The 10,849-nt window shown below is 70.8% G+C and carries 12 protein-coding genes and 1 pseudogene; 10 read left to right on the plus strand and 3 right to left on the minus strand.

Features of this window, described 5'->3' with window-relative positions; genetic code table 11:
- Window positions 1-9: 9 nt before the first annotated feature.
- On the minus strand, window positions 10-831 hold the full coding sequence (locus tag G5C51_RS35000) for an SOS response-associated peptidase (RefSeq protein WP_165243696.1): 822 nt from the start codon (window positions 829-831) through the stop codon (window positions 10-12).
- 62 nt (window positions 832-893) lie between these two features.
- Here G5C51_RS35000 and G5C51_RS35005 point away from each other — a divergent pair, with 62 nt between their 5' ends.
- From G5C51_RS35005 to G5C51_RS35020, 4 genes are all read left to right on the plus strand, one after another.
- The gene (locus tag G5C51_RS35005; protein ID WP_165243698.1) at window positions 894-1,619 is read left to right on the plus strand and encodes a M50 family metallopeptidase; all 726 of its coding nucleotides are present in this window, start codon (window positions 894-896) and stop codon (window positions 1,617-1,619) included.
- Between the two features lie 48 nt (window positions 1,620-1,667).
- Entirely contained in the window at window positions 1,668-3,017 is a 1,350-nt protein-coding gene (aroA, locus tag G5C51_RS35010) for a 3-phosphoshikimate 1-carboxyvinyltransferase (protein WP_165243700.1), read from the plus strand.
- Between the two features lie 9 nt (window positions 3,018-3,026).
- Window positions 3,027-4,037 carry a ribosome small subunit-dependent GTPase A gene (rsgA, locus tag G5C51_RS35015; protein ID WP_165243702.1) on the plus strand — a complete coding sequence of 337 codons (1,011 nt, stop codon included), beginning with the start codon at window positions 3,027-3,029 and terminating at the stop codon, window positions 4,035-4,037.
- A 77-nt stretch (window positions 4,038-4,114) separates the two neighbouring features.
- Window positions 4,115-4,438, plus strand: coding sequence for a DMT family transporter (locus G5C51_RS35020; RefSeq protein WP_165243703.1), 324 nt, complete (start codon window positions 4,115-4,117; stop codon window positions 4,436-4,438).
- Here G5C51_RS35020 and G5C51_RS35025 read toward each other — a convergent pair.
- A complete protein-coding gene (locus G5C51_RS35025) occupies window positions 4,404-5,069 on the minus strand; it encodes a TetR/AcrR family transcriptional regulator (RefSeq protein ID WP_206314661.1) in 666 nt (221 codons plus the stop codon). The two genes, G5C51_RS35020 and G5C51_RS35025, sit on opposite strands and share 35 nt — an antisense overlap.
- Before the next feature lie 168 nt (window positions 5,070-5,237).
- Here G5C51_RS35025 and hisN point away from each other — a divergent pair, with 168 nt between their 5' ends.
- Window positions 5,238-6,032: a histidinol-phosphatase gene (hisN, locus tag G5C51_RS35030; protein WP_165243707.1), complete on the plus strand. Its 795-nt coding sequence runs from the start codon at window positions 5,238-5,240 to the stop codon at window positions 6,030-6,032.
- Window positions 6,033-6,186: 154 nt separating this feature from the next.
- Window positions 6,187-6,576: a CBS domain-containing protein gene (locus G5C51_RS35035; RefSeq protein ID WP_165243709.1), complete on the plus strand. Its 390-nt coding sequence runs from the start codon at window positions 6,187-6,189 to the stop codon at window positions 6,574-6,576.
- Window positions 6,577-6,645: 69 nt separating this feature from the next.
- Here the strand turns inward: G5C51_RS35035 and G5C51_RS35040 are convergent, their stop codons facing one another.
- Window positions 6,646-8,118, minus strand: a complete 1,473-nt coding sequence (locus tag G5C51_RS35040; protein WP_165243711.1) for a catalase — start codon at window positions 8,116-8,118, stop codon at window positions 6,646-6,648.
- A gap of 120 nt (window positions 8,119-8,238) precedes the next feature.
- Between G5C51_RS35040 and G5C51_RS35045 the strand changes: the two genes are divergently transcribed.
- From G5C51_RS35045 to G5C51_RS35060, 4 genes and pseudogenes are all read left to right on the plus strand, one after another.
- Window positions 8,239-8,655: a Fur family transcriptional regulator gene (locus G5C51_RS35045; RefSeq protein WP_165243713.1), complete on the plus strand. Its 417-nt coding sequence runs from the start codon at window positions 8,239-8,241 to the stop codon at window positions 8,653-8,655.
- A gap of 147 nt (window positions 8,656-8,802) precedes the next feature.
- A complete protein-coding gene (locus tag G5C51_RS35050) occupies window positions 8,803-9,603 on the plus strand; it encodes an ATP-binding cassette domain-containing protein (protein WP_165243715.1) in 801 nt (266 codons plus the stop codon).
- On the plus strand, window positions 9,600-10,472 hold the full coding sequence (locus tag G5C51_RS35055; protein ID WP_165243717.1) for an ABC transporter permease: 873 nt from the start codon (window positions 9,600-9,602) through the stop codon (window positions 10,470-10,472). The genes G5C51_RS35050 and G5C51_RS35055 overlap by 4 nt, the downstream gene beginning before the upstream one ends.
- Window positions 10,473-10,488: 16 nt before the next feature.
- Window positions 10,489-10,849: pseudogene (locus G5C51_RS35060) on the plus strand (ABC transporter substrate-binding protein); the annotation flags it as partial.

Below are 10,849 nucleotides of genomic sequence, written 5' to 3' on the forward strand. Positions count from 1 at the left end.
AGCCCCCACTCAGAACAACGTCTCCTCCTCCGGAGCCTCCCGCTCCTCCACCAACTCCGCCCCGTTATTCCGCACATCACTCACCGCCGTAGACACCGGATACGCCCGCAGCAACCCCGCAGGCGGCGGCACCAGCAGCTCCCCCAGCGCCTCTGGATCCTTGTTCGAAGGATCCAGCCACGCATCCCACTTGTCCGGCGTCATCATCAGCGGCATCCGCGGGTGGATCTCCGTAAGCGACGACGGTCCGTCCTCCCCCGCGGCCCCGCCCGCCAGCGGCGTCTTCTCCGCATCCGTCGTGATGACCGTGCACGTCACCCACCACGCCCGCTCATGCTCGTCCGGCAGCGTCTTGTCCCGCCAGAACTCGAACAGGCCGGCCATCGCGAAGACCGACCCGTCCTCCGGCGTGATGAAGTACGGCTGCTTCCGCGGGCGCTTCTTCTTCCCCTGCTGTTCCAGCGCCAGCTCGCCCTTGGCGGTCATCCACTCGTAATAGCCGTCGGCCGGCAGCAGGCACCTACGCGAGGCGAAAGCCCGCCGATACGCCGGCTTCTCCACCACCGTCTCCGCCCGGGCGTTGATCATCTTCACGCCCGTGTCCGGGTTCTTCGCCCAGGACGGCACCAGGCCCCAGCGCAGTTTCCGCAGCTGGCGAACCGGATCCGGGTCCGGCGCGTCCTTCACAGGACGCTCCAGCACCGCGTAGACGTCCTTCGTGGGCGCGACGTTGTAATCCGGGGCGATGGTCTCCGCCGGGTCCCACTTCTCCACCTCGAAGATCCCGACGAGATCCTCGGGCTTCCTGCTCGATGCATAGCGACCGCACATGCATGTCAGACTGCCAGACCGGTCCGACAATCGAAGACCAGGCTCAGGAGGGCCCGCACCACATGGAAACCGACAGCACCAGCTTCACCGAGCTGTGGGACCGCGTCGTGGGGACCCAGCCCGACCCCTCCGAGTGGCTGGTCGCCGTCACGGCCCTGATCGCGCTCGCCGCCATCGTCCCGTACGGCGTGTGGCGCCTCACCCGCAACGCCGTCACCATCGCGCACGAGGGCGGCCACGGCCTCGTGGCGCTGCTCTCCGGCCGCAAGCTCGACGGCATCCGGCTGCACTCCGACACCTCGGGCCTGACCGTCAGCCGCGGCAAGCCGACCGGGCTCGGCATGATCCTCACCGCCGCCGCCGGCTATACGGCCCCCTCCCTCCTCGGCCTCGCCGGCGCCTGGCTGCTCGCCGCCGGGCACATCACCGCGCTGCTCTGGGGCGCCGTGCTGCTGCTCGCCGCCATGCTGATCATGATCCGCAATGCCTACGGGCTGCTGACCGTCGTCCTCACCGGCGCGCTCTTCTTCCTGATCTCGTGGTTCACCGACGCGGACGTGCAGGCGGGCTTCGCCTACGCCGCCGTCTGGTTCCTGCTGCTCGGCGGCGTACGGCCGGTCTTCGAGCTGCAGCGCAAGCGGGCCGGCGGCCGCGCCCCGGAGTCCGACGCCGATCAGCTGCACCGGCTGACCGGCATCCCGGCCGCGCTGTGGCTGTTCTTCTTCTACGTCGTCGCCCTCGGCTCGCTCCTGATCGGCGCCCGGCTGCTGCTCGAGCCCGCCTTCTGACGCCCCGCGGGCAGAGCCGACGGCCGGAATCCCACTAGAGTGAAGCCCATGACCGGCCCTTCTCAGCAAGCCACACGCCCCGATGCCGCCCCCCTCTGGCCCGCGCCGCACGCGCCCGGCCCGACCTCGGGGAGCATCACCGTGCCGGGCTCGAAGTCGGTCACGAACCGGGCCCTGGTCCTCGCCGCCCTCGCCGCCGAGCCGGGCTGGCTGCGCCGCCCGCTGCGCTCCCGCGACAGCGCCCTGATGGCGAACGCGCTGCGCGCCATGGGCATCGACATCGAAGAAGGCATTGGCCCCGACGGCACCGGCGAGGCCTGGCGGGTCATCCCCAACGGCCTGCGCGGCCCGGCGCAGGTCGACGTCGGCAACGCCGGCACCGTCATGCGCTTCCTGCCCCCCGTCGCCGCCCTCGCCGACGGCGAGATCCGCTTCGACGGCGACCCGCGCTCGTACGAACGCCCGCTGCACGGCGTCATCAACGCGCTGCGCGACCTCGGCGCCCGTATCGACGACGAGGGCCGCGGCGCGCTCCCGATGACCGTGCACGGCGGCGGCGCCCTGGACGGCGGCGAGGTCTCGGTGGACGCCTCCTCGTCCTCGCAGTTCATCAGCGCCCTGCTGCTCGCGGCGCCGCGCTTCAACCAGGGCCTGACCCTGCGCCACACCGGCCACAGCCTCCCCTCCCTGCCGCACATCCGCATGACGGTGGGCATGCTGCGCGCCGCCGGCGCCCAGGTCGACGCCCCCGAGGACGGCGGCGAGCCGAACGTCTGGCGGGTGGCGCCCAGCGCCCTTCTGGGCAGCGACCTCACCATCGAGCCGGACCTGTCCAACGCCCAGCCCTTCCTCGCCGCCGCCCTGCTCACCGGCGGCAGCGTCACCATCCGCGACTGGCCGCGCCAGACCACCCAGCCCGGCGACGCCCTCCGCGAGATCTTCACGGCGATGGGCGGCTCCTGCGAGTTCACCGACGCCGGCCTGGCCTTCTCCGGTACGGGCAAGGTGCACGGCATCGACATCGACCTGGGCGACGTCGGCGAGCTCACCCCGGGCATCGCCGCCGTCGCCGCGCTCGCCGACTCCCCTTCGCAGCTGCGCGGCGTCGCCCACCTGCGGATGCACGAGACCGACCGGCTGGGCGCGCTCACCGCGGAGATCAACGGCCTCGGCGGCGACGTCACCGAGACGGCCGACGGCCTCGCGATCCGCCCCCGCCCGCTGCACGGCGGCGTCTTCCACACGTACGACGACCACCGGATGGCCACTGCGGGAGCGGTGCTGGGCCTGGCGGTGGAAGGTGTAGAGGTGGAGAACATCGGCACGACGGCCAAGACCCTGCCCGACTTCGACGAGATGTGGACGGGGTTCCTCGGCGTCCCCGCGCGGAGAGCCTGACCACCCGCGATGCGGCGCTACGGCAAGAACCCCGACGAGGACGACGTCCGCGTACGCCCCGACCGCCGCGGCAGCAGGCCGCGCAGCCGTAACCGGCCCAAGCACGAGGACGCCACCGAGGGCTTCGTGGTGACCGTCGACCGCGGCCGGATCACCTGCCTGGTCGAGGACCGCGTCGTCACCGCCATGAAGGCGCGCGAGCTCGGCCGCAAGGGCATCGTGGTCGGCGACCGGGTCGCGATCGTCGGCGACACCACCGGCGACGAGGGCACCCTCGCCCGTATCGTCCGGGTCGAGGAGCGCTCCTCCACTCTCCGCCGCACCGCGGACGACGACGATCCGTACGAGCGCGTCGTCGTCGCCAATGCCGATCAACTCGCCATCGTCACCGCCCTCGCCGACCCCGAGCCGCGCCCGCGGCTGATCGACCGCTGTCTGGTGGCCGCCTTCGACGCGGGCCTCGAGCCGCTGCTGGTGCTGACGAAGTCCGACCTGGCGTCGCCGGAGACGCTGCTCGAGTCGTACGAGCCGCTGGGCGTGCAGGCGGTCGCGGTGAACCGCGAGGAACTGGCGACGGGCAAGGCGGCGGAGCTGGTCCGGGAGTATCTGACCGACCGCATCACCGCCTTCGTGGGCCACAGCGGCGTGGGCAAGACGACGCTGGTCAACTTCCTGGTCCCGGACCACCAGCGGGCGGTGGGCGGCGTGAACGAGGTGACCGGGCGCGGCCGTCACACCACGACGTCGGCGCTCGCCCTGAAGCTGCCCGACGACGAGGACGGCTGGGTGATCGACACCCCGGGCATCCGCTCCTTCGGTCTCAACCACATCGACCCGGCCCGCGTCATCAACGCCTTCCCCGACCTGCTCCCCGGCGCCGAGAACTGCCCCCGCGCCTGCAGCCACGACGAGCCGGACTGCGCCCTGGACGACTGGGTGGCCGAGGGCCACGCCGACCCGGCCCGGCTGTACTCACTGCGCCGGCTGCTCGCGACCCGAGATCGTAAAGAAGGAGACTGACAAGCATGTTCGCGTGCCCCCAGCACGGTCGCTGAGTCATAATTCACACCAGCGTCAACCAACTGGAGGCAAACCGCATGGCCTGGCTGCTGGTCGTCGTGGCCGGAATCCTCGAGACCGGCTTCGCCGTCTGCCTCAAGCTCTCCCACGGCTTCACCCGGCTGTGGCCGACCGTCGCCTTCGCCACCTTCGCACTCGGCAGCTTCGGCCTGCTGACCCTCGCCCTCAAGCGCCTCGACGTCGGCCCGGCGTACGCGGTGTGGACCGGCATCGGCGCCGCCGGCACCGCGATCTACGGCATGATCTTCCTCGGCGACGTCGTCTCCACCCTCAAGCTCGTCTCGATCTCGCTGGTGATCGTCGGCGTCATCGGCCTTCAGCTGTCGGGCGGCGCCCACTGACGAGCCGGCCCGCGAGCCGCTCGAGCCCCGCGCCGGCCTCGGCGCCGTCCCGGCCCTCCTTCTCGACCGCCGGCGCCACCACATAACTCAGCGCCACCCGCGTGAACTCCTCGCACGCCGCGGCGAGTCCCGGCCCCTGCCACTCCTGGCCGAGCGCCGCCACCACCCGGTCGCACACCTTGTCCAGCACCTCGGTCGGGCTCTCCACCGGCGCCATCATCCGCCGGTCCACCGCCGCCTCCGCGTCCCCCGGCCTGGGCGCCGGCAGCCGCCCCGGCCTTACTGGCACGGGTAACCGCTCGCTCCAGCAGCCGGTGAGCACGGCCCGTACGAGCGGATTGGCGCGGGCGGAGCGCAGCGTCCAGGCGCCGACGGCGGCCAGCCGCCCGGCCGGGTCCGCGCCGGCCCGCTCGGCGGCGCCCAGGGCGCGGTCGACGCCGCCGAGATAGCCGTCCACTTCACGTCTGACCAGCGCCTGCGCGAGGCCCTCCTTGCTGCCGAACTCGTTGTAGAGGGTCTGCCGCGACACACCTGCCGCGGCCGCCACGTCTACCATCCGCACTCCGGCCCACGGCCGGTTCCGCAGTGCCGCGTACGCGGCGTCGAGCAGTCCTTCTCGCGCTGTGGGCATCATTGCCTCCGACAGCTGTGACGACTTGGCGGGCCCCGCCGTGCCGTCAGAATTGACTCGCCACCCAGTGCTGTCAAGGGGCGTAGCGGCCCCAAGCGGGCGCGGTGGGGGGCGTGGGGGAGGACCGGGTACCCCATGGCAGCGGCGATCAGCATTACTGTTCACCCCATGGCGGGTTTTCATGATGATCTACGGCTGGCACATGTGCTGGCAGACGCCGCGGACAACGCGACCATGGACCGGTTCAAGGCGCTCGACCTCAAGGTCGAGACCAAGCCGGACATGACCCCGGTGTCCGAGGCGGACAAACAGGCCGAGGAGCTGATCCGCGGCCAGCTGCGCCGCGCCAGGCCCCGTGATGCCGTGATGGGCGAGGAGTACGGGCTCGACGGGGTGGGCCCACGGCGCTGGATCATCGACCCCATCGACGGCACCAAGAACTATGTGCGGGGCGTGCCCGTCTGGGCCACGCTGATCTCGCTGATGGTCCCGACCGACCACGGCCAGGCCCCGGTCGTGGGCGTCGTCTCGGCGCCCGCGCTGGGCCGCCGCTGGTGGGCGGCCGCGGGCGGCGGGGCGTACACCGGGCGCAGCCTCTCCAAGGCGACGCCGATGCATGTCTCCAAGGTCTCGAGCATCGAGGACGCCTCGTTCGCGTACTCCTCGCTCGGCGGCTGGGACGAGCGCGGCCGGCTCGACGGCTTCCTGCACCTGTCCAAGGACTGCTGGCGCACCCGCGCCTACGGCGACTTCTGGCCGTACATGATGGTCGCCGAGGGCACCGTCGACATGTGCGCGGAACCCGAGCTGTCGCTCTGGGACATGGCGGCGAACGCGATCATCGTCGAGGAGGCGGGCGGCAAGTTCACCGGTCTGGACGGCCAGCGGGGCGTGCACAGCGGGAACGCGGCGGCGTCCAACGGGCTGCTGCACGGTGAGCTGCTGAGCTACCTCGGGTCATAAATCCGGCCCGAAACCTGCCCGTTGGGGCGCGGCGCGTCCGAAGCCCGCTCCACGCGCCCCTTGTTGCGGTCGGCGTAGCCATGTGAACATGAGAATCCGCCTGCTTGTGCGATTGTGAAAACTTTCGCATGACCCCTCCAGGAGGCTCCTTCACATGCTCGTACGAGACGCGATGAGCACGGTGGTCCTGACCATCGGCCCCGACCACACCCTCCGCCAGGCCGCCGCGCTGATGTCCGCCCGCCGGGTCGGCGCGGCGGTGGTCCTCGATCCCGACACCGCGGGGCTCGGCATTCTGACCGAGCGCGACGTGCTCAACTCCGTGGGCGCGGGCCAGGACCCGGACCGCGAACGCGCCTCCGCGCACACCACGACGGACGTGGTCTTCGCGGCCCCTGACTGGTCGCTGGAGGACGCCGCCTCGGCCATGACGAACGGCGGCTTCCGGCACCTGATCGTCCTCGACGGCGCGGAGCCGTCGGGCGTCGTGTCCGTACGCGACATCATCCGCTGCTGGGCGCCGGTGCGGGCGGCGGCCGTCTAGCGGGAACGACACAGAGGCCGGAGCCCAATGGCGTCCGGCCTCTGTGGTTTGTTCGGCAAACAGCCCGTATCAGCCGCGGAGGGCCTGGACCGCGACCGTGAGCCGCTTGCCGAAGTCTTCGTCCGCGTTGGCGAAGTTGCCGATCGCGCGCTCGGCGATGTCATCGCGGGAGACTCCCGAGATGGCCGCCGCCAGGTTCGCGACCAGGCGCTCCTTCTCGTCCTCGGACATCAGCCGGTAGAGGTTGCCGGCCTGCACGAAGTCGTTGTCCTCGGCATGCGAGGGGGTGACGTGGTCGCCGGTCGGGCCGGTGACCTGAGCCGGCTCCCACAGCGGGCGGCCGGTCTGGGACGGGCCGCCGAAGCTGTTCGGCTCGTAGTTCTTGGCGCCCTTGTGGCGGCCGTCGTACATCACACCGTCCCGTCCGTGGGTACGCGCCTCGGTGGCGTGCGGGCGGTTCACCGGCAGGTGGTCGGCGTTGATGCCGACGCGGTAGCGGTGGGCGTCGCCGTAGCCGAAGAGGCGGCCCTGGAGCATCTTGTCCGGGGACGGGCCGATGCCCGGCACGAAGTGCGCGGGGCTGAAGACCGACTGCTCGACCTCGGCGAAGATGTTCTCCGGGTTGCGGTTGAGCTCCAGCTTGCCGATCTCGTGCAGCGGGTAGTCCGCGTGCGGCCAGACCTTGGTCAGGTCGAACGGGTTGAAGCGGTAGTTGGCCGCCTCGGCCGCCGGCATGATCTGGACGGAGACGGTCCAGGACGGGAACTCGCCCCGCTCGATCGACTCCCGCAGGTCACGCTGGTGGCTGTCCGGGTCCTCGCCGGCCAGCTTGGCGGCCTCCTCGGCGGTGAGGTTCTTGATCCCCTGGTCGGTCTTGAAGTGGTACTTGACCCAGAAGACCTCGCCGTCCTCGTTGTTCCACTGGAAGGTGTGCGAGCCGAAGCCGTCCATGTGGCGGTACGAGGCGGGGATGCCGCGGTCGCCGAAGAGCCAGGTCACCTGGTGCGTCGACTCGGGCGAAAGACCCCAGAAGTCGAAGACGTTGTCCGCCTCCTGGCTGCCCGTGTACGGGTCGCGCTTCTGGGTGTGGATGAAGTCGGGGAACTTGATGGCGTCCCTGATGAAGAACACCGGGGTGTTGTTGCCGACGAGGTCGTAATTGCCCTCTTCGGTGTAGAACTTCAGCGCGAAGCCGCGCGGGTCGCGGACCGCGTCCGCGGCACCGAGGTTGCCGGCGACGGTCGAGAACCGCAGGAAGGTCTCGGTCTGCTTGCCGACCTCGGAGAGGAACTTCGCGCGGGTGTACTTGGTCACGTCCTTGGTGACGGTGAAGGTGCCGTACGCACCCGCGCCGCGGGCGTGCACGATGCGCTCCGGGATCCGCTCGCGGTTGAAGTGCGCGAGCTTCTCGAGCAGGTGCTGGTCCTGCACCAGAACCGGGCCGCCGGGTCCTGCGGTCTCACTCTGCTGGTTGTCGGCTACCGGAGCACCGGATTCTGTCGTCAGCGGGCCAGTCACGTACGCCTCCCAGATTTCGGGCATCCCAGTGGTTCGGGATCTGTCCTGATCACCGATCGTACATTGGACAATGTCTAAGTCAAGATGAGGCTGAAGTCCGTACGGGTTCTGGCGCTGGGCCGCTCCGCTGCTACTCTTGGACACATGAGTGACCTCCTGGAACGACTGCGCGGGCGCGGCTGGCGCCTCACTGCCCAGCGTCGTGTCATCGCCGAGGTACTCGACGGCGACCACGTGCACTACACCGCCGACGAGGTGCACGACAAGGCGGTGTCCCGGCTGCCCGAGATCTCGCGCGCCACCGTCTACAACACCCTCGGCGAGCTGGTCTCCATCGGCGAGGTCCTCGAGGTCGCCACGGACGGGCGCGCCAAGCGCTACGACCCGAACGCGCACCGCCCGCACCAGCACCTGGTCTGCTCCCGCTGCGGCGCGATCCGCGATGTGCACCCGCGCGGGAACCCAGTCGCCGACCTGCCCGCGGAGGAGCGCTTCGGCTTCGTGGTCCAGGACGCGGAGGTCACCTACCGGGGCCTGTGCCCCAACTGCGCTTCCGCCTGACGGCGGACATCACTCGCTGAGCCCCGGCCCGTACGGCCGGGGCTTTCGCATGCCCGCGCGCAACAGCACACCCCCTTCCCGGATCTGACGGACCGTCATATTCTCGCCGGAGATCAGTGAGCTCCAACCACTCCGGCAGGAGGCATCGTGGGCGAGCCGCACCCGACCCCACCCAAACTCACCGCACAGGCGCTGACCCGCACGTTCGGCCGTGGGCCGAAGGCCGTCGAAGCCCTCGGACCGCTCGATCTCGACATCCCCGAAGGGGAGTTCACCTGCATCGTCGGACCGTCCGGCTGCGGGAAGTCCACGCTCCTGCGCATCGCCGCGGGACTCCTCCGGCCCAGCGCCGGCGAGCTGGCGATCCAGGCCACCACGCCCCGCCCGGCCGCGATGATCTTCCAGGACTACGGGATCTACGACTGGAAGACCGTCCTGGCCAACGTCCGCTTCGGCCTCGACATCCAGGGCACGCCCCGGCGCGAAGGCGACGACCGCGCCCGCGGCTGGCTCGCCCGGATGGGCCTGACCGACTTCGCCGACGCCTACCCCGCCACCCTCTCCGGCGGCATGCGCCAGCGCGTCGCGATCGCCCGCGCGCTCGCGGTGGAGCCGGAGCTGCTGCTCATGGACGAGCCCTTCGCCGCCCTGGACGCGCAGCTGCGCACGATCCTCCAGGACGAGCTGCTGGAGCTCACCCAGACCACCCGTACCACCACGCTCTTCATCACGCACAGCCTCGAGGAGGCCATCGTCCTGGGAGACCGGGTGCTGGTGATGTCCGCGCGTCCCGGACGGATCATCGCCGAGCGGCGGCCGCCCTTCGAGCGGCCGCGCAGCGGTGACGTGCGCTCGGCGCCCGAGTTCACCGAGCTGAAGAGCGAGCTGTGGGCGCTGCTGCGTGGCGCCCTCGAAGAATCCAGCCGGCCCCAGGCGGTGCCCGCATGAGCACGGAGACGACGACCAAGCCCACGGCCCCTCCCACGACGCTGCTGCGCCGCCCCGGCCCGCAGGAGCTCCATCCCGTACGCACCCACCGCAGGCGCCGCACGCTGGAGATCTCCCTCGCCATCGCCGTGCCGGTGGTCCTGGTCCTGCTGTGGCAGCTCGCCGCCACCCAGGGCTGGATCGACGACCGCGTCTACCCCGCGCCGAGCGACATCGCCGCGGACGGCTGGGAACGGGCCGGCGACGGCGAGCTGTGGCCGGACGTGTGGGCGACGCTGAAGCGGGTGCTGGCGGGTTACGCGATCGGCACCGTCTCGGGTTACCTCCTCGGCCTGCTGATGGGGTCACTGCATCTTGTCCGGGCCGCGCTGGAGCCGCTGCTGGACGCGCTGTACGTGGTGCCGAAGCTCGCGCTGCTGCCGATCTTCCTGAACATGTTCGGCCTGGGCGAGGGCCCGCAGATCGCCCTGGTCGCCGCGACGGTCTTCTTCTTCGTCTGGATCTCGACGATGGCCGCCGTGCTGGCCGTCCCCGAGGGCCACCGGGACGCGGGGAAGGTCTTCGGAGCCTCTCCCTGGCAGATGTTCCGGCACGTGCTGCTGCCCGCCTCGCTCCCGGCCGTGCTGGTGGGGGCCCGGATCGCGGCGGGGGTGGCGGTGCTGGTGATCGTCGCCTCCGAGGCGGTGGCGGCGAACAACGGACTCGGACACCTGATCTTCGACTCCCGCGCGCTCTTCCAGAACGACGTGATGTTCGTCGGCATCGTCTGCGTCGCGATCCTCGGCGTGCTCTTCTCCGAGCTCATCCGCCTCGTCGGCCGCCTGCTCACCCCGTGGGCGCCACGCGACCGCGGCCGCGGCCAGAACTAATGGACCCGGAGGTTCCATGCGATCCCGCACCACCCCCCTCGCTCTGTCCCTCTGCGCGGCTCTGGCCCTGGCGGCCTGCAGCAACGCCGGCTCGACGTCCTCCTCTGACGACGCGAAGCCACGCCCGATCAAGCCGGTCGCCGGCTGCGGCGCCGACGCCTGGACCGACCCCGCCGACCTCGCTCCCGACCGCGCCCCGGCCCGCTGCAAGTCCGGCGCCCCGGCCCCGAAGCCGCTGAAGAAGCCGCGCAAGCTGGTGGTCGCGACCGGCACGCTCAACGCCGAGTACGTAGCCCCGCTGCAAATGGCGGTGAAGAAGGGCGAGTTCAAGAAGGAGGGCCTCGATGTACAGCTGAAGGTCCTCCCCACCCCCGAAG

The organism is Streptomyces coryli (assembly GCF_011044975.1).
Taxonomy (GTDB): domain Bacteria; phylum Actinomycetota; class Actinomycetes; order Streptomycetales; family Streptomycetaceae; genus Streptomyces; species Streptomyces coryli.

Excerpts from the sequence above, each read along its gene's own strand:
- G5C51_RS35000 (WP_165243696.1), bottom strand. The coding sequence starts at position 831 with ATGTGCGGTCGCTATGCATCGAGCAGGAAGCCCGAGGATCTCGTCGGG.
- G5C51_RS35005 (WP_165243698.1), top strand. The coding sequence starts at position 894 with ATGGAAACCGACAGCACCAGCTTCACCGAGCTGTGGGACCGCGTCGTG.
- aroA (WP_165243700.1), top strand. The coding sequence starts at position 1,668 with ATGACCGGCCCTTCTCAGCAAGCCACACGCCCCGATGCCGCCCCCCTC.
- rsgA (WP_165243702.1), top strand. The coding sequence starts at position 3,027 with ATGCGGCGCTACGGCAAGAACCCCGACGAGGACGACGTCCGCGTACGC.
- G5C51_RS35020 (WP_165243703.1), top strand. The coding sequence starts at position 4,115 with ATGGCCTGGCTGCTGGTCGTCGTGGCCGGAATCCTCGAGACCGGCTTC.
- G5C51_RS35025 (WP_206314661.1), bottom strand. The coding sequence starts at position 5,069 with ATGCCCACAGCGCGAGAAGGACTGCTCGACGCCGCGTACGCGGCACTG.
- hisN (WP_165243707.1), top strand. The coding sequence starts at position 5,238 with ATGGCGGGTTTTCATGATGATCTACGGCTGGCACATGTGCTGGCAGAC.
- G5C51_RS35035 (WP_165243709.1), top strand. The coding sequence starts at position 6,187 with ATGCTCGTACGAGACGCGATGAGCACGGTGGTCCTGACCATCGGCCCC.
- G5C51_RS35040 (WP_165243711.1), bottom strand. The coding sequence starts at position 8,118 with ATGCCCGAAATCTGGGAGGCGTACGTGACTGGCCCGCTGACGACAGAA.
- G5C51_RS35045 (WP_165243713.1), top strand. The coding sequence starts at position 8,239 with ATGAGTGACCTCCTGGAACGACTGCGCGGGCGCGGCTGGCGCCTCACT.
- G5C51_RS35055 (WP_165243717.1), top strand. The coding sequence starts at position 9,600 with ATGAGCACGGAGACGACGACCAAGCCCACGGCCCCTCCCACGACGCTG.